Origin of the sequence: Pseudonocardia sp. UM4_GMWB1 (genome assembly GCF_017312155.1) — a bacterium.
Taxonomy (GTDB): Bacteria; Actinomycetota; Actinomycetes; order Mycobacteriales; family Pseudonocardiaceae; genus Pseudonocardia; species Pseudonocardia alni.
The window spans coordinates 4,908,824-4,926,636 of record NZ_QJPN01000001.1 but is presented as its reverse complement, the minus strand read 5'-3'; the positions used below and the strand labels follow the sequence as shown (position 1 = coordinate 4,926,636).

Sequence of the window (17,813 nt, the reverse complement as noted above, 5' to 3'; positions counted from 1 at the left end):
ATGGCGTCGGTACCGCGGGATAGGGTGACGGCCGTCAACACACGCACGGGGCCGGAGTGGATCGTGAGCAGCGGGACGACGGGGCAGACCGGGAACACCACGAGCACCGACGGGCCGGGCGGTGATCCCCGCCCCGGGAGCGGTGCCGCCGCGGAGCTCGTCCGTCTCTACGCCCGGCACACCCCGGAGACCGACGCGACCGGCGGCGCGGAGCTGCCCGGGCCGGCGACCGTCGTCGACACCCATCTCGCGCTCGGCGCGCACCGCGAACCCGGCCGGGCCGCCGTCCGGGTGGCCGCCGCCGGGGGAGACGCGGTGACGGTCGACATCGTCACCGACGACATGCCCTACATCGTCGAGTCGGCGCTCGCCGGGATCGGCCGGGCCGGCGGCACCGCGCGGCGCGTCGTGCACCCGATCCTGGTCGTGCACCGCGCCGCCGACGGCACGCTGACCGGCGTCGACACCGCCGCCGACCCGACCGACCCCACCGAGGGGGCCTCGGTCGAGTCGTGGATGCACGTTGACCTCGTGTCCTCCGGGGACCTCGACCCCGACGCGCTGCACGCCGAGCTGGAACACACGCTCTCCGCGGTCCGGCAGGTCGTCGACGACACCGCTGCGATGACCCTGCGCGCCCGCGCCCTCGCCGACGACCTCTCCGGGACCGGTGCCGCCACGGCCGCCGACACCGACGAGGACGACGTGCACCCGGCCGAGGTCGCGGACCTGCTGCGCTGGCTCGTCGACGACCACTTCGTGTTCGTCGGCTACCGCCACTACTCCCGACGCACCGATGACGGGGGTGGCCCGGACGGGCGCCTGCGGCCCGACACCGACACCGGTCTCGGCGTGCTGCGCCCCGGCGACGCCGGCGCGAACGTCTTCCTCCCCGAGGAGACCGGCGCCGCCGACCCCGCGGGCCTGCTCCTGTTCACCCGGGCCAGCGAGCGCAGCCGGGTGCTGCGTGCGGTGCACCCGTACTACGTGGGGGTCCGCACCCGCGACGCCGACGGGACCGTCACCGGCGAGCACCGCTTCCTCGGGATGCTGACCGTCCCGGCCCGGCACGAGTCGGTCCTGGACATCCCGGTCGTCGCCCGCCGCATCCGCGGCGCCATCCGGCGCGCGGGCTTCCCGGCCGACTCCTACTCCGGGCAGCAGATGCTCGAGGTGTTCTCCCAGCTGCCGCGCGCGGAGCTGTTCACCTCGTCGCAGAATCGGCTGCACGACACCGCCGTCGGTGTGCTGGAGGCGGGCGCCCGCCGCGCGGTGCGGCTGTTCGTCCACCCCGACCCGTACCGCCGCTTCCTGTCCTGTCTGGTCTACCTGCCGCGCGACCGCTACACGACCGCGACCCGGCTGAAGATCACCGACATCCTGCGCACCCGGCTCGGGGGCACCGACGTCAGCTACACCGCGCAGGTCGGCGACGTCGAGCTGGCGCTGCTGCACCTGACGATCACCACCGATCCCGGCGCCGAGCCGGTCACGGTGGACCTGGCCGAGCTGCAGGTCCACGTCGCCGAGGCGACCCGCACGTGGGACGACCTGCTCGTCGCCGCGCTCGGAGACGCCGGGCCCGCCGCCCGCCCGATGCTGGCCGGGGTCCCCGAGTCCTACAAGGCGACGGTGACCCCGCTGCGCGCCGTCGAGGACCTGCGGCGGCTGATGACGCTGGGGGAGAAGGGCGAGGACGCGTTCGACCTGCGGCTGTACCGCAGCATCGAGGGCGACATCCGGTTCGCGCTCTATGTCGGCGACGACCCGGTCACCCTCACCGGTGTGCTGCCGCTGCTGCAGCAGCTCGACGTCGAGGTCGTCGACGAGCGGCCCTACGAGTTCCGCCGCCCCGACGGCCGTCGCTGCTGGCTCTACGACTTCGGGCTCCGGCCCCCGCAGCCCGCCGGAGCCCCCGCGGTCCCGACGGTCACCGTCGAGGACGCCGGGCGACGGTTCGAGGAGGCGTTCGCCGCGGCCTGGCGGGGCGACGCCGAGTCCGACCGGTTCTCCGCGCTCGTCCTGCGCGCCGGTCTGCACTGGCGCGAGGCCGCCGTCCTGCGGGCCTACAGCCGCTACACCCGCCAGCTCGGCGGGCTGTTCACCCTGCAGTACACGGCCGGCGTCCTGGTCGCCCACCCGCAGGTCGCGCAGGGTCTGATCGCCCTGTTCCGCGCCCGGTTCGACCCGGCCACGGCCGACGCCGACGAGCGCGATGCCGCCCACCAGCGGGCACTGGAGAACGTCACCACCCTGATCGACCAGGTCTCCGGCCTCGACGCCGACCGCATCCTGCGTGGCCTGCTGGCCGTCATCGAGGCGACGCTGCGGACCAACTGGTTCCGGGGCCGCCCGTTCTTCTCCTTCAAGCTGGACCCGGCCGCCGTACCGGACATGCCGCTGCCCCGTCCGCGGTTCGAGATCTTCGTGTACTCGCCCGCGGTGGAGGGCGTGCACCTGCGGTTCGGCCCGGTCGCCCGCGGCGGTCTGCGCTTCTCCGACCGCCAGCAGGACTACCGCACCGAGGTGCTCGGCCTGGTGAAAGCCCAGGCGGTGAAGAACGCCGTCATCGTCCCGGTCGGGGCGAAGGGCGGGTTCGTCGTGCGCAGGCCCGGGCCGGCGCCCGAGCACGTCCGGGACTGCTACCGGACCTTCATCTCCGGGCTGCTCGACATCACCGACAACCTGCTGACCCACGCCGACGGCGCCACCGAGACGCTGCCGCCCACCGACGTGGTGCGTCACGACGGCGACGACTCCTACCTCGTCGTCGCCGCGGACAAGGGCACCGCCACGTTCTCCGACCTGGCCAACTCCGTCGCCGAGTCCTACGGCTTCTGGCTGGGCGACGCGTTCGCCTCCGGCGGCTCGGTCGGCTACGACCACAAGGCCATGGGCATCACCGCCCGCGGCGCGTGGGAGTCGGTCAAGCGGCACTTCCGCGAGCTGGGCGTCGACACCCAGCGCGAGGAGTTCACCGTCGTCGGCGTCGGCGACATGTCCGGCGACGTGTTCGGCAACGGGATGCTGCTGTCGGAGCACATCCGGCTCGTCGCCGCGTTCGACCACCGGCACGTGTTCGTCGACCCCACCCCGGACGCCGCGACCTCCTACGCCGAGCGTCGCAGGCTGTTCGAGCTGCCGCGCAGCTCCTGGGCCGACTACGACACCTCCCTGATCAGCGCCGGTGGCGGGGTGTGGCCGCGGACGGCGAAGAAGGTGCCGGTCGGGCCGGAGATCCGGGCCGCGCTCGGGCTGGCCGACACGGTCACCGCGATGTCCCCGCCCGAGCTGATCCACGCGATCCTGCTCGCCCCCGCCGACCTGCTGTGGAACGGCGGCATCGGCACCTACGTCAAGGCGTCCGGCGAGACCGACGGCGAGGTGGGGGACAAGGCCAACGACGCCATCCGCGTCGACGGCCGTGCCCTGCGGGTGCGCGTCGTCGGCGAGGGCGGCAACCTCGGGCTCACCCAGCGCGGGCGGATCGAGTTCGCCCGCCACGGCGGCCCGGACGGCGCCGGCGGCCGGGTCAACACCGACGCCATCGACAACTCCGCGGGTGTCGACTGCTCCGACCACGAGGTCAACATCAAGATCCTGCTGGACCGCCCGGTCGCGGACGGCTCCCTGGACCGCGACGCCCGCAACGAGCTGCTCGCGTCGATGACCGACGAGGTGTCCGCCCTCGTGCTCGCCGACAACGTCGCGCAGAACCAGGTGCTCGGCGTCGCGCGCGCCCACGCCCCGGGCATGGTGGGTGTGCACGCCCGGATGGTCACCGACCTCGCCGGGCGCACCGGGCTCGACCGCACGCTGGAGGTCCTGCCCGACGAGGCGGGGTTCGCGCGCCTGGCCGCCGACGGTCTCGGTCTCACCGGCCCCGAGCTGGCGACGCTGCTCGCCCACACCAAGCTCGACCTCACCCACCGGCTGCTGCAGACCGACCTGCCCGACCTGCCGGCGTTCGCGCCGACTCTGCCCGGCTACTTCCCGCACCCGCTGCGGGAGCGCTTCGACCACGCCGTGCGCAACCACCCGCTGCGTCGCGAGATCATCGGTACGTCGCTGGTCAACGACATGGTCGACGGTGCCGGGATCAGCTACGCGTTCCGGCTGGGCGAGGAGATCTCCGCGGGCCCCGACGACGTGCTGCGCGCCTACACCGTCACCACCCGCGTGTTCGGGCTGCCCGCGCTGTGGGAGGCCGTCCGCCGGGCCGAGGTCGGAGTCCCGATCGCCGACGCGGTGGTGCTGGAGTCGCGGCGGCTGCTCGACCGGGTGTCGCGCTGGTTCCTGACCAACCGGCCGCAGCCGCTCGCCGTCGGCGCGGAGGTCAACCGGTTCGCCGGCCCCATCGCGGAGCTGCGGGCGCGGCTGCCCGAGCTGCTGCAGGGCCGCGAGCTCGACGCGGTTCAGGAACGTGCCGCGGAGCTGCGCGCCTGCGGGGTGCCCGAGGAGATGGTGGAGTCGGCCGCGCTGTCGCTCTACGCCTACGGGCTGCTCGACGTCGTCGAGCTGGTGGAGCTGTCCGACCGCGAGGCCGAACCACGGCCCGGCGCCGAGGTGGCCCGCCTGTACTACGCGCTGTCCGAGCACCTCGGCGTCGACCAGGTGCTGACCGCGGTGTCCCGGCTCGACCGCGGGGACCGCTGGCACGCGCTGGCGCGACTCGCGCTGCGTGACGACCTCTACGGGTCGCTGCGCTCGATCACCCTCGACGCGCTGCGCGAGACCCCGCCCGGCACGGGTGTCGACGACGCGATCGCCGCCTGGGAGCAGGCGAACTCCTCGAAGCTCGCGCGCGCCCGCAGCGCGCTGGAGGAGATCGGGGCGTCGGCGTCGCTGGACCTCGCGACCCTGTCGGTGATCTCGCGTCAGCTGCGCGGACTGGCCCGGTAGGAGCTCCCCGTGACCGCCTTCGTCGCCGAGGTCCCGCTGCGCTGGACCGACCAGGACGCCTACCGCCACGTCAACCACGCCCGGATCGTCACGCTCGTCGAGGAGGCCCGCGTCGCGCTGGCCTTCACCGCCGCCGGGCGGGAGGGGCTCGCCGGGTTCTCCTCCGGGCTGCTCGTCGCCGGGCTGCACGTGGAGTACAAGCGGCAGCTGCCGTGGCGGCCCGAGCCGCTGCGGTGCGCGATCACCGTGCGGGAGCTGCGGGCCGCGTCGTTCGTCCTCGACTACGCCCTGCACGACGGGCCCGGCGCGGGCGACCCGGTCGCGGTCACCGCCTGGACCCGGATGGCCCTCTACGACCTCGAGGCGGACCGGGTCCGCCGGCTCACCGTCGACGAGCGGAACTTCCTCGAGCGCCACCTGGGAGGCGTGTCGTGACCCTGCGACTGGCGGACGCGACCGAGCGCGACGACCTCGGCGCGTTCACCGCGCGCGTCGCCCGGCTCGACCAGAGCGCCACGATCCGGCTCACAGCCGGTTCCGGCCGGGTCACCGCGTGGGCCCGCACCCCGTTCGACGTGCTCGTGACCCGATCGGTGGCCGGGGAGCTCGACCCGGCGCTGCCGGTCACGGCGCAGGCGTCGACGCTGCTGACGGCGCTGGCCGTCGACCGTTCCGCCGCGGTCGACCCCGGCCCGCCCGCGCCGTGGCTCGACGAGCTCCCGCCCGACGACGGCTGGTCCCGGGTCGACGACGTCCCCGCCGCGGAGCTCGACGAGCTCGCCGACCGGGGGCTGGCACTGGCCCGCGAGCACGCAGGCCCGATGGGGCCGCCGGCGTCGCTGCTGGACCAGACGGTACTGACGGTGTCCCCGCCGGACGCGGGCCGCCCGGTGACCGTGCCGATGCGGGTGCTGTTCGCGATGTCCGGGATGGGTTTCCTCGGCTCGGCGCCGCAGGAGACCGACGGGCCGCGGGTGCGGGTGTCCGCGTCGGGGTCGTGGATGCGGCTCGACGCCCGGTACGGGGCGGTGGTGAAGCGGCGCGTGGTGTCGCTGCCGCTGTCGGTCGCGCGCTGACGGTCCGAGCCCGCAGCCGGGACGGGTCAGGTCAGGTTCAGCACGCTGACCGCGCCGTCGCCGGTGACCCAGCCGGTGCGGCCGTCGGGGGCGACCGCGACGGCGGTCGGGTTCGGGGCGACGTCGGTGGTCCCGGTGACCTGCCAGGACCCGGTGTCGACCGTGACGAGAGCCTGCCGGGTCGCGACGTAGAGGTGGCGGCCGTCGGGGGCGAAGGCCATGCCGGTGGCGCCGCCGTCGACCTGCACGGTCGCGATCTCGCGGCCGTCGGCGGGGTCCAGGACGGTCACGGTGCCGGACTCCGGGCCGCCGACCGCGACCACGGTCCGCGGGACCGACGCGGGGCTGACGGCCAGGGACTCCGCGCCGCCACGCACCGGGAAGCTGCCGAGCACGGTGAGGCTGTCCGGGTCGAGGACGGTGAGCTGGTCGGCGCCGCGGGTGGCGAGGTAGACGCGGTCTCCCGCGTCGTTCGTGGCGCTCGCGTACGGGTCGCGGGACACCGGCACGGTCCGGGTGACGGTGCCCGCGTTCGGGTCGAGCTCCTCCACGGTGGCGTCCGCGCGGGACGGCACGTAGAGGAACCGGCCGTCGGGGGACACCGCGGCCGCGGCCGGGTCCCCGCCGACGGCAGCGGTCGAGACGACGGTCCGCCCCGGCACGTCGACGACGGCGATCTGCCCGCCGCCCTGACCGGCGGTGCTGACGTAGGCGCGGGTGCCGTCCGGAGAGGTCACCACCCCCTGCGGGGCGGCCGGGAGCTCGATCTCCCCGGTGACGGCGTCGGACGCGGTGTCGACGACCGCGAGCCGGTCCGCGTCACGGACCGCGACGAGGGCCGTCGAGCCGTCCGGGGCGGCCGCGACGGCGACCGGGGCGCCGCCGAGGGGCACGGTCGCCCGCACCGTCGGCTGTGCCAGGCTCGCCCCGGACGCGACCGCTTCCGGACGCGGCCCCGTGCCCGGACCGGCCGAGACGGCGGGCCGGGTCGCGTTCGCGCCCGGGTCGGACTGGCTGGGCGACAGCATCGCCCACAGCGTCAGCGCGCCGAGCAGCACGATCGCCAGCGCGATCGCGAGCCCGGCCGCGGACGGGCTGCGACGGCCGTTGCGCGGCTTCGCCGACATGATCGCCTCGCGGCGCGGGGTGACCGGCGGCTTCTCGCCGGTCACCGCGGCGTGGGCGGCGGCCTCCGCGGCCGCGGGCTGGACCGCGGTGCCCGGACCGGTGTCGCTGACCGTGCCGTCCCGGCCGGACGCGGCGCGGGCGGCGGCCACCGAGACGGCCCCGACCGAGGCCGCGGCGGCCGCGTTGCGGCTGGTCGTCGAGGCGTCCGACCGGTCCGGGTCCGAGAGGCCGGTCGTGTCGTCCGCCGCCGGGGCGTCCGGGTGTCCGGTGACTGGGGTGAGGCCCTGCAGCGTGGGTGGCTCGCCGTCGGTCCCGACGGGCCGCAGGACGACGGTGGTCTCGTTCTCGGACGGGGCGTCCGGTCGCGGTGCGGGCCGCCCGTCCGGTCCTCCGGGGCCCAGGCGGTCCGGGGCGGGGGCCCAGGAACGGGCACCGGGGGCGCCGTTCGACGGGTGGGCGCCGGTACCGGGCCCGTCCGGGCGGCCACCGGCCCCCGGGGCACCGGGCCGGTCGGTCGGAGACGAACCGAAGCCCTGCCCACCGGGGCGGTCGACGGGGTACGCCCCCGTGCCCGGACCACCGGAGCGGTCGGTCGGGAACGCGCCGGTGCCCGGTCCCGTGGGCCGGTCGGTGGGGAGTGAGCCGGTGCCCGGTCCGCCGGGCCGGTCGGTGGGGTACGCCCCGGTGCCCGGCCCGCCGCGCCGCTCGTCCGGGCCCGCGCCGGGGGCGGGGAACGTCCCGGTCCGCGCCGGTCCGGAGAACGCAGCGGCTGCGTGACCCGGGGCCGACCCGGAGCGCGACGGCGGGTCGCCGTACGACCCCGGCGTCGGGAACGCGACGTTGCGGGACGGTGCGGCGTCGTCCGTGGGCGGACGGCCGGTGTCCCACGCCGGGGCGTCCCGGTCCCACGCGGACGGCCCGCCGACGGAGGAACCCGGACCGCCGTCCGGGCCCCAGGCCGTGCCCCGGGGGGCATCGCCGTCCCGCGAGGAGTCGTCCCGGGCGGAACCCTCACCGGTGGTGTCGTCACGGTGGACGTCGTCGGAGGAGGGCCCGTCGCTGTCGGGCGCGGAGGCCGCGGTGTCGGCGCGGGAGCGCCACGGGTCGTCGGCGCGGCCCGGGAGCCGGCCGAAGCCGCTGCCCGAGTCGCCGCCGGCGGTGGCGAACAGGTCGTTGCCCGACAGCCCGGCCATCGCCGGACCGGACGGGGCCCCACCCATGGCCGGACGGGGCACCGGACGCTGCTCCGGGCCCGCGGGCGCGGGAGGTCTGCGACCGGGCATCGTCGGTCGGTTCCCGGACGGCGGGGTCGAGGGCCGCGCGGGCGGCTGCTCGGTCCGGTCGTCGGAGGAGTCCGCGCTCGGGTAGTGCCCGATCAGTGCGCCGGGCGGCAGGATGTCGGTCTCCGGGCCGTCGGCGCCGCTGCGCGCCGGGCGGGGCGGCCACCGCTTGGTGGTGTGCTGTCCCGCGGCGTCGCGGTCCCCGGCGCCGGAGCCGCCGGACTCCGTGGTGTCCCCGGCCGAGGGCGACGGGGCGGCGTCCTGGTCCGGGGTGGAGCCGGCGGTGGGGCGGGTGCTGTCGCCGAGCGGCCGCGGGGTGGGCGCGATCGGCGGGACGACGGTCGGTGCGGGTGCGGTCACCGGGACACCGTCCGGCCCGGGACCGGCATCGGTGCGACGACCGCCCTCCGCGGGGGTGGCGGCGGGGTCGGGCCGGTTCGCACCGGGCCCGGGGCCGGGACGTCCCGTTTGCGTGGGGTCCGGCCGGGGCGCCGACGGGACGGTGCCCGCCGCGTCCACCCCGGGAGCCGACGGGGAGACGTCCGACGAGCCGGACCGGGGAGTCGCCGGAACGGCGTCCGCCGGGCCGGGACGGGGTGCCGCCGGGCCGCCGTCCGTCGGGTCCGGCCGCGGTGACGCCGGCGTGGCGTCGGCCGGGCCGGGCGTCGGCGCGGCCGGGATGCCGCCGGTCGCGGGCGGTGTCCCGCCCGGTGTGCCCGGCGCGAACGACGGCGGCGGCGCGAAGCGGTCCGCCGGGGTGTGCAGGGGGTCGAGACCGTCGTCGCCGGGTTCGTCGGGCAGCGGCCCGACGCCCAGCGGGTCGTCGCCGAGGTCGCCGAGATCGGCGTAGTCACCCGCATCCGACGGCGGTTCGGGGGCAGCGGGCCGCGGTCCCGGGGTGGGACGTGGGGCGGGCGCGGGATCCCGTTCGCGGGACACCAGTTCGGTGAACCCGGTCGGGGTCGGCTCGCGCCGGGCGCCGTCGTCCTCGGACGTGGCCTCCGGCTCCGGGGGCTCGCCCGAGCCGGACCGCATGACCAGGTCGACCAGGGAGCCGGGGACCACCGGCACGCGGCCGGTCCGGATCGCCTCGCCGAGCCCGTCGGGGTTCGGTTCGGGGTCCGGCGGGCCGTCGGCACGCCGGGGGGAGCGGTCGTCGGGGCCCGGGTGACCGGGCGCCGACGTCATGCGTTCTGCGGCGGTCGGGTGCACATAACGATTCGATTATCGCGAGCGTCGCCCCGGGCCCGGACCCCGGGTGGCCCCCCGGCCCGTCCTGGTCGTCCCACCTGCGACGTCCGTCCTGGTCCGGGGCTGGTCACGCCCCGTTCCGAGATCACCGAACGGGAGGACCCCGATCGAGGTGAGCGAGATCGGCGGGATGCGGCCGACGGTGGTGCTGTCGGGGTCCTCCTCGGCCGGGCGGTGCCCGGGACCGAGGAGCAGGGAACCGGTGGCGGGCGCGTCCTCGTCCTCGTCGTCGGCGGGATCACCGGCCTCCGAGCCGGCGGCGTCGGCCGACGGCCTGCTGCCGAGCTCCGACACCGAGGCGATCGAACCCTCGTCCGACGCCGGCGCCGAGGTCGAGGACGGCAGGGAGACGGGCGGCAGGGAGACGGGCGGCAGGGAGACGGGCGCGGGGCCGAACAGGGCGTCGTCGAGGGCGGCCGAGACCGGCTCACGGTCCAGCTCCTCGGCGAGGGTGCGCTGCACCCTTGTCAGCTCGTCCCGGACGTCGTCGCGCAGCGCGGCGAGCCGCTCGACGTCGCGCACGACCGCCGACCGTCGCTCCCCGGCGCCCTGCTCGGCGTCGCGCAGCAGCGCGGCGGCCTCGGCGCGCGCGGTGGACAGCGTCTGCTCGGCGTCGGAGCGGGCGTCGGCGAGGATCCGCTCGGCCTCGGTGCGGACGCCGGACAGCCGGTCGGACACGGTGCGCTCCCGCTCGGCGAGGTCGCGCTCGCGGCGGTCGGCGTCGTGCTCACGGTCGTCGAGGGTGCTGCTGCGGGAGGCGAACTCGCGGTCCAGGGTGGCGGCGCGGCCGAGCAGCGCCTCCTCGGTGCGGGAGCGACGGTCCTCGGCCTCGCGGCGAGCGCGTTCCACGATCTCCGCGGCCTCGTCGGCCGCACGATCGCGCAGCTCGGCCGCCTCCTGCTCGGCGGCCTGGAGGACGCGTTCGACGCGGCGGCCGAAGCCGGCTTCCTCGGCGCGGCGCTCCTCACCGGCCCGGGCGGCGGAGTCGTTCTCCAGCTGCTCCTGCAGTCGCCGGACCTGCGCGCGGGCCGCGGACAGCGACTGCTCGGCCGCGTCCGCGCGGCGGATCTCGTCGTGGATGCGGTGGTCGAGCTCGGCCAGCCGGGTGTCGACCTCGCCGCGGTCGTAGCCGCGCAGGACGACGGTGAACCAGGAGCCGTCCTCGCCGTCGTGGCGGTCGGGGTGGGCCCCGGAGTCACCGCCGCGGTGCGTGTGCCGCGACGACCCGTCGACCGGCTCGTGCCGATGCGGACCGGACAGCGAGGGAGAGACGCTCACGATGAACCCCCAAGACGGGTGACTACGAGCCGCCCGACGTGCCGGGGCGGCGTCCCGTCCAACGAGACCGGACGCATTCGGTCACGTTCAGCGCTGGATCAACCCGGAAAGCGCCCGAATGCCACTCGAATGGCCGCCGGACGGCCGGGCCGGCGATCACAGTGTGTGGTAATACCCCTACTCGGGTCAGAACTCCGAGTTCTGCATGCTCGCCGCGGCGTACTGCAGGTAGTTCCACAGCTGCTCGCGGTGCTCCGGAGAGAGGTTTTCCTCGTCGACGGCGATCCGCATGCAGCGCAGCCAGGCGTCGCGCTCGATCGGGCCGATCGTGAACGGCACGTGCCGCATCCTCAGCCGGGGGTGGCCGCGCTGGTCGGAGTAGGTGCGCGGACCTCCCCAGTACTGCTCCAGGAACATCCGCAGGCGGTCCTCGGCCGGGCCGAGATCCTCCTCCGGGTACAGCGGCCGCAACACCTCGTCCCGGGCCACCTCCTCGTAGAACCGGTGGACGATCCGGTGGAAGACCGGGGCGCCACCCACCTCGGCGTAGAAGTTCTGCGGTGCACTCACGCCGACCAGTCTCCCAGGAGTCGTCAGTTCTGCTTCTGCGCCTGGCCGTCGAAGGCCGCGCCGGGGTAGACCATCGGCCGCGGGATGCCGTGGTCGTCGAACGCGTCGGTGATCGCGCCGTTGAGCGCGCGCTGCACCGCCCACTGCCGGCCGGGACTGACCCGCACGGTGATCCGCAGCGTGACGCCCTCCGGGCCGATCTTGTCGACGCCGAGCACCTCGGGGGCCTCCAGCACGTCACCGGCGATGTCGTCCTGGGAGGCGCGCTCGGTGGCGGTGCTCCCGGCCAGCTCGGTGGCCTCCTCGACGTCGGCGTGGTGGGCGATCGGCAGGTCGACCACCGCGACCGCGTAGCCCTGGCTCATGTTGCCCACGCGCAGGATCTCGCCGTTGCGGACGTACCAGACGGTGCCCTTGATGTCGCGGATCGTGGTGATCCGCAGGCCGACCGCCTCGACGGTGCCGACGGCCTCCCCGACGTCGACGACGTCGCCGACGCCGTACTGGTCCTCCAGCAGCATGAACATGCCGGACAGGAAGTCGCGCACCAGGTTCTGCGCACCGAAACCGATGGCGAGCCCGATCACCCCGGCACCGGCCAGCAACGGGCCCAGCGGGTAGCCGAGCTCGTTCATCACCATCATCACCGCGACGAGCAGCACGACCGCCGAGACGATCGAGCGCAGCACCGAGCCGATCGTGCGTGCCCGCTGCGCCCGTCGCTGCGTACCCGGGTCCGCCGCCGGCGCAACGGCGGCGCCGCCACCCGGACGCAGCCGGCGGGCCCGGCCCACCAGCGCGGTGAACCGGCCGTTGGTCGCGCCGTCGACCATCCGCGCGATCGCCCGGTGCGCCAGCCACCGGAACAGCACCGCGACCACGACGATCACGGTGATCGCCACGGTCCTGCTGACCAGGGTGTCCGCGTGCTGGGCCAGGAAGTCGTTGCTGGTCCAGCGGTAGAGCGTGGCGCACCACGAACCGGCGTCGTGCACGCAGTCCGGCATCAGCGTCACGTTCTGCAGGGGTACGTCGGGCAGCACGACGGGGGTCACGAGTCCTCCTCGGGGGGCGGTGAGGGCTGCGTCGGAACCCCCGAGGCTACGTCACCCGCCGGTGTGACGACGGTCGCGCACGTGGTCCGGAACCGACCGGTGTCGTTGCAGGTCAGGGGCGGTCTCCGGAGGCCCGGCGACGGTCCGCAGCGGCACCACGCCGGCCCAGGCGAGACCGGCGGCGACGTCGGCCTCGTCGTCGGACGGCGGCCCGGAGCGGCTCTTCACGCTGGCCTCGGTCAGGTCGAGCGCGAACACCGCGGTGGCGGCCAGCTCCCGGCGGTCCGGGCGGCGGGCGTGGTCCCATGCGCCCGGGGTGAGGTGCTCGACGATCACCCGCAGCGCGTGCAGACGCTCGTCGTCGCCGGTGACGCGGCGGGCGTCGCCGTGCACGACCGCGCTGCGGTAGTTCATCGAGAAGTGCATGAGCGCGCGGGCGTGCACGATGCCGTCGAGGTGGGTCACGGTCACGCAGCAGGGCAGCGTGTCGCCGGTCAGGTAGCGGGCCCCGGACGAGCCGTGCAGGTAGAGCGTGTCGCCGTCGCGGCCGTAGGCGGTCGGGAGGACGACGGGTGCGTCGTCGCGGACGAAGCCCAGGTGGGCGACGAGGCCGTCGTCGAGGACCGCGTGCAGGTCGGACCGGTCGACGGCGGCCCGGTCGCGCTTGCGGCCCAGCGTGCTGCGGGTGGTGGGGGAGAGCGTCACCAGCCGAGGATGGCTCTCGACAGTGGCATCCTGGAACGGCCACTTCCGGTCGCGGACGAAAGGCCACTGTGCAGGATCTCCCGATCGTCCTCGACCGCGCCGCGGCGACCCCGCTGGCGGTCCAGCTCGCCGACGGTCTCCGCGCCGCGGCCGTGGGCGGGGCACTGCGCCCCGGCGACCGGCTGCCGTCGACCCGGGGGCTCGCGACGACGCTGCGGGTGAGCCGGACGGTCACCGCCGCCGCCTACGACCAACTGCTCGCCGAGGGCTGGGTCGCCGGCCGGGTCGGCGCGGGGACGTTCGTGACCGCGGTCCCCGGGCCCGCCCCGGCGGGCCCGGCCGCGCCCGCCGGGCCCCGTCCGCATGCCGAGCCGTCGGTGCTGGACCCGGGGCGGCCGTGTGTCGCCGCGCTGGACCCCGCGATGTGGCGCCGCGCCTGGCGGGCCGCCGCCGATCCGCCCCCGGACGACCGGCCCCGCGCCGACGGGCTGCCCGCGTTCCACGACGCCGTCACCGGCCACCTGCTGCGTCACCGCGGGCTCACCCCGCCCGCGGGCACCGTGCTGGCCACCGCCGGGACCTCCGCCGCCGTCGCCGAGCTGGCCCGGCTGCTGCCTGCGGGGGCCACCGTCGCCGTCGAGGAGCCGGGGTACCCGCGGGCGGTCAGCGCGCTGCGGGCCGCCGGGCTGCGGGTCCTCGGCGTGCCCGTGGACGACGACGGCCTGGTCGTCGACGCCGTCCCCGCCGGCTGCGCGGCCGTCTACACCACGCCCGCGCACCAGTTCCCCACCGCGGTGCGTCTGTCCGCCGCCCGCCGGGTCGCCCTGGTCGGGCGTGCCCGCGCCGAGGACTTCCTGGTCATCGAGGACGACTACGACGGGGAGCTCCGCTACGACGTCGCCCCGCTGCCCCTGCTCGCCGCGCTCGCGCCCGCCCACGTCGTGCACCTGGGCACCGCGAGCAAGATCCTCAGCCCGACGCTGGGGGTCGGCTGGGCGGTCGCGCCGCCCGCCGTCGTCGCCGCGTGGCGGGACCTGCGCGCCCGGACCGGCACCCGGCCGTCGCCCGCGGGGCAGCTGGTCCTCACCGCGCTCGCCACACACGGCGACCTGTCCCGGCACCTGCGACGGCTGCGCCGCGAGCTGCGTGAGCGGCGGGCCCTGGTCCTGGACACCGCCCGCACGGCGGGCTGGGCCGCGCAGGGGGACCCGGCCGGGGCGCACCTCGTGCTGCGCCCTCCCGAGGGGGAGCGGGCCGCGATCGCCGCGGCCGCCCGGCGTGGCGTCGCCGTGCGCGGGCTGGCCGACTACCACCGGGACGGGCCCGGCACGTCCGGCCTGGTCGTCGGGTACGCCGCCGGGACCCGGGCCGAGCTGACCGCCGCGCTGGCGGCGCTGGTGGGGTGAGCGGCCCGCCCGGCCGTGCCGAGGGCCGGGCCGACGCCCGGCTGTGCCGAGGGCCGGGCCGACGCCCGGCTGTGCCGAGGGCCGGGCCGACGCCCGGCTGTGCGACCCGGCGGAGCCGCCGCCTACCCTCGGGCCCCATGAGTGCCGACCGGGTCAAGGTCGCCGTCGTCTTCGGCGGCCGCAGTTCCGAGCACGCGATCTCGTGCGTGTCCGCGGGCAGCGTGCTGACCCACCTCGACCCGGAGCGGTTCGAGGCGGTCCCGGTCGGGATCACCCCGCACGGGGCGTGGGTGGTCGGCCCGTCCGACCCGGTCCGGCTGGCGATCTCGGGTCGCGAGCTGCCCGAGGTCGACGGGACCGCCGAGGCCCTGGTGCTGCCCGGCGAACCGGGTCGCGGCCTGGTCCGCCTCGACGCGCGCGAGGCGCTGACCTCGGTCGACGTGGTCTTCCCGATCCTGCACGGGGCCTTCGGCGAGGACGGCACCATCCAGGGTCTGCTGGAGATGGCCGGGCTGCCCTACGTCGGCGCCGGCGTGCTGGCCTCCGCGGTCGGCATGGACAAGGAGTTCGCGAAGAAGCTGCTGCGCGCCGAGGGCCTGAACGTCGCCGACGGCGTCGTGCTCCGCCCCGGCACCGATATCGGGTTCGCCGACCGCGACCGGCTCGGTCTGCCGCTGTTCGTGAAGCCGGCCCGCGCCGGGTCCTCGATGGGCGTCACCCGGGTCACCGACCCGGCCGCGCTCGACGCCGCCGTCGCCGAGGCCCGCCGGCACGACCCGAAGGTGCTCGTCGAGGCGGCCGTGCCCGGCCGCGAGATCGAGTGCGCGGTGCTGGAGTTCCCCGACGGCAGCGTCCGCGCCAGCCTGCCCGCCGAGCTGCGCTACAACGGCGAGTTCTACGACTTCGAGTCCAAGTACCTCGACACCTCCGAGCTGCAGATCCCCGCCAAGCTCGACGACGAGATCACCGAGTCGCTGCGCTGGAAGGCGATCACCGCGTTCCGTGCGCTCGACGTGCAGGGCCTGGCCCGGGTCGACTTCTTCGTCACCGACGACGGCGACATCACCGTCAACGAGGTCAACACGATGCCCGGGTTCACCCCGAGCTCCGCGTTCCCGAAGATGTGGGCGGTCACCGGGCTCGACTACTCCGAGCTGCTCAGCACCATGGTCGACACCGCGCTGGCCCGCGGGACCGGGCTGCGGTAGCTACCGGACCCGCACCGGCTGCGGCGGGAGGGCGTCGACGACCGCGTCCGACACCGCCTGCAGCGGCCCCGGACCGGTCTCCGCGGGCGCGGACAGCTCCAGGTACACCCCGCGGTCGACGACGGCGTAGGTCGTCGCGAGCGCGCCCTGCGGGGTCGCCAGCGGCAGCCAGCTCACCCCGTTGACGACGATCAGCGGCGAGGTCGGCCCCAGCTCGGCCGGCCGTTCGGTGCCGCAGCGCAGCACCACCGGCTCCGGCTCGGCGACCCACGCCCGCGCGCCGGGGACCGGCGGGTCGATCTCGCGCGGCGCGAGGTCCCCGGTGTCGCCGGGGATGCCGGCCGGCAGCGCGCGCAGCACCGCGTCGCACGACGTCGACGACGCCTGCGGTGCGGCCTGTGCGGGAAGCTCCAGGGGGCCGGTGTCCGGCCCCGTCGTCAGGCGGGCCCAGACCGCGAGCCCCGCCACGACGAGGGCGAGCAGCAGGGGCAGCGCGATCGCCACCACGACCGGTGGTGACATGCGTGCCCCTGCCACGTCCGCGCCCGTCTCAGCTCAGCTTGACCACGGGGCAGGTGAGCGTCCGGGTGATCCCGTTGACGTTCTGCACCCGGGCCACGACCAGCCGGCCGAGCTCGTCGACGTCGTCCGCCTCGGCGCGCACGATCACGTCGTACGGGCCGGTGACGTCCTCGGCCGAGACCACGCCCGGCAGACCCCCGATCTCGGAGGCGACGGAGGCGGCCTTGCCGACCTCGGTCTGGACGAGGATGTATGCCTGCACCACGGCGTGCCCCTTTCCGGTAACTGCCGACCTGCCGGATGGTTGGCGGCAGGAATGTCGGACGCAGAACCTACCGGAGGCCGCCCCCGTGTCCCCATCCGCGATCACGCCCGAGGGCGGTTCCGAGACCGGTGTCTCACTCCGGGAGGTCGGTGAGTTCGCACTGATCGACCGGGTCACCACGGACCGTGTCCAACCGGCTACGACGGAGCTCGGTCCCGGGGACGACTCGGCCGTCGTCACCGCCGCCGACGGGCGGGTCGTCGCCTGCACCGACGTGCTCGTCGAGGGCGTGCACTTCCGGCTCGACTGGTCGAGTCCCGAGCAGGTCGGGCGCAAGGCCGCGGCCGCGAACCTGGCCGACATCGCCGCGATGGGGGCGGTGCCCACGTCGCTGCTGGTGGGGCTGGCGTGCCCCTCGTCGACGCCCGCGGCGCAGCTCGAGCAGCTGGCCGACGGGCTGTGGGCCGAGGCCCGCTCGACCGGGGCCGGGCTCGTCGGGGGCGACCTGACCTCGGCGCCGGTGATCGTCGTCTCGGTGACGGCGCTGGGGGACCTGCAGGGCCGGGCCCCGGTGCTGCGCTCCGGGGCCCGGGCGGGGGACCGGATCGCGGTCTGCGGGCGGCTGGGCTGGTCCGCGGCCGGGCTGGCGGTGCTCGGGCGCGGGTTCCGCTCCCCGGCGGCGCTGGTCGACGCGCACCGGGTCCCGGAACCGCCCTACTCCGCCGGTCCGCAGGCCGCCGACGCCGGCGCCACATCCATGATCGACGTCTCGGACGGCCTGCTGGCCGACCTGGCACACGTCGCGCGGGCCTCGGGGGTGGCGCTGCGGCTGCGGTCGCGGCCGTTCACGGTGGCCCCGCGGATGGCGGAGATCGCGTCCGCGCTGGGCCTGGACCCGCTGCGCTGGGTCCTGACCGGTGGTGAGGACCACGCGCTGGCGGCGACCTTCCCCGGGGACGCGCCGCTGCCCGAGGGCTGGACCGAGGTGGGGGCGGTGGAGGCACCGGACGAGGCGGGCCCGGGGGTCACCGTCGACGGCCGTCCCTACGACGGCGACGGCGGCTGGGTCCACTTCGCGAAATACTGATTCCACATCGTGCTTGCGCGGCGCCGGGACGGGTGACATCGTGCCCTCACGATCGGGCGATTCGGGCACGTGTCGCGATT

At 75.9% G+C, this 17,813-nt stretch carries 13 protein-coding genes; 6 read left to right on the top strand and 7 right to left on the bottom strand.

The features are described 5' to 3' along the window. From DMP15_RS23030 to DMP15_RS23020, 3 genes are read left to right on the top strand one after another with little or no spacing between them, the layout of a single operon-like run. Entirely contained in the window at positions 1-4,902 is a 4,902-nt protein-coding gene (locus DMP15_RS23030) for an NAD-glutamate dehydrogenase (protein ID WP_100879948.1), read from the top strand. A 9-nt stretch (positions 4,903-4,911) separates the two neighbouring features. After that, entirely contained in the window at positions 4,912-5,337 is a 426-nt protein-coding gene (locus tag DMP15_RS23025; RefSeq protein ID WP_073578230.1) for an acyl-CoA thioesterase, read from the top strand. Next, complete coding sequence (locus DMP15_RS23020) at positions 5,334-5,978, top strand: hypothetical protein (RefSeq protein WP_073578229.1); 645 nt, start codon at positions 5,334-5,336, stop codon at positions 5,976-5,978. Before DMP15_RS23025 ends, DMP15_RS23020 begins: the two co-directional genes overlap by 4 nt. 26 nt (positions 5,979-6,004) lie before the next feature. On the opposite strand, the gene DMP15_RS23015 is transcribed toward DMP15_RS23020, so the two are convergent. From DMP15_RS23015 to DMP15_RS22995, 5 genes are all read right to left on the bottom strand, one after another. Beyond that, positions 6,005-9,574: a YncE family protein gene (locus DMP15_RS23015; protein WP_100879949.1), complete on the bottom strand. Its 3,570-nt coding sequence runs from the start codon at positions 9,572-9,574 to the stop codon at positions 6,005-6,007. A 36-nt stretch (positions 9,575-9,610) separates the two neighbouring features. Further along, positions 9,611-10,915 carry a hypothetical protein gene (locus DMP15_RS23010; RefSeq protein WP_100879950.1) on the bottom strand — a complete coding sequence of 435 codons (1,305 nt, stop codon included), beginning with the start codon at positions 10,913-10,915 and terminating at the stop codon, positions 9,611-9,613. Positions 10,916-11,101: 186 nt separating this feature from the next. Next, positions 11,102-11,485 (bottom strand): globin, encoded by a 384-nt coding sequence (locus DMP15_RS23005; protein ID WP_073578226.1) that lies wholly within the window; start codon positions 11,483-11,485, stop codon positions 11,102-11,104. Positions 11,486-11,508: 23 nt separating this feature from the next. Then, on the bottom strand, positions 11,509-12,540 hold the full coding sequence (locus DMP15_RS23000; RefSeq protein WP_304580221.1) for a mechanosensitive ion channel family protein: 1,032 nt from the start codon (positions 12,538-12,540) through the stop codon (positions 11,509-11,511). Positions 12,541-12,591: 51 nt separating this feature from the next. Next, positions 12,592-13,245 (bottom strand): pyridoxamine 5'-phosphate oxidase family protein, encoded by a 654-nt coding sequence (locus DMP15_RS22995; RefSeq protein ID WP_208623055.1) that lies wholly within the window; start codon positions 13,243-13,245, stop codon positions 12,592-12,594. A 68-nt stretch (positions 13,246-13,313) separates the two neighbouring features. Here DMP15_RS22995 and pdxR point away from each other — a divergent pair, with 68 nt between their 5' ends. Together pdxR and DMP15_RS22985 are read left to right on the top strand one after the other, a co-directional pair. Continuing rightward, positions 13,314-14,651: a MocR-like pyridoxine biosynthesis transcription factor PdxR gene (gene pdxR / locus DMP15_RS22990; RefSeq protein WP_073578225.1), complete on the top strand. Its 1,338-nt coding sequence runs from the start codon at positions 13,314-13,316 to the stop codon at positions 14,649-14,651. A 137-nt stretch (positions 14,652-14,788) separates the two neighbouring features. Next, positions 14,789-15,859, top strand: a complete 1,071-nt coding sequence (locus DMP15_RS22985) for a D-alanine--D-alanine ligase family protein (RefSeq protein ID WP_073578224.1) — start codon at positions 14,789-14,791, stop codon at positions 15,857-15,859. On the opposite strand, the gene DMP15_RS22980 is transcribed toward DMP15_RS22985, so the two are convergent. Continuing rightward, the gene (locus tag DMP15_RS22980) at positions 15,860-16,381 is read right to left on the bottom strand and encodes a DUF3515 domain-containing protein (protein ID WP_073578223.1); all 522 of its coding nucleotides are present in this window, start codon (positions 16,379-16,381) and stop codon (positions 15,860-15,862) included. Positions 16,382-16,409: 28 nt separating this feature from the next. Further along, positions 16,410-16,646 carry an Lrp/AsnC family transcriptional regulator gene (locus DMP15_RS22975; RefSeq protein WP_020627802.1) on the bottom strand — a complete coding sequence of 79 codons (237 nt, stop codon included), beginning with the start codon at positions 16,644-16,646 and terminating at the stop codon, positions 16,410-16,412. 100 nt (positions 16,647-16,746) lie between these two features. Here DMP15_RS22975 and DMP15_RS22970 point away from each other — a divergent pair, with 100 nt between their 5' ends. Then, on the top strand, positions 16,747-17,733 hold the full coding sequence (locus DMP15_RS22970) for a thiamine-phosphate kinase (protein WP_073578311.1): 987 nt from the start codon (positions 16,747-16,749) through the stop codon (positions 17,731-17,733). Positions 17,734-17,813: the final 80 nt, after the last annotated feature.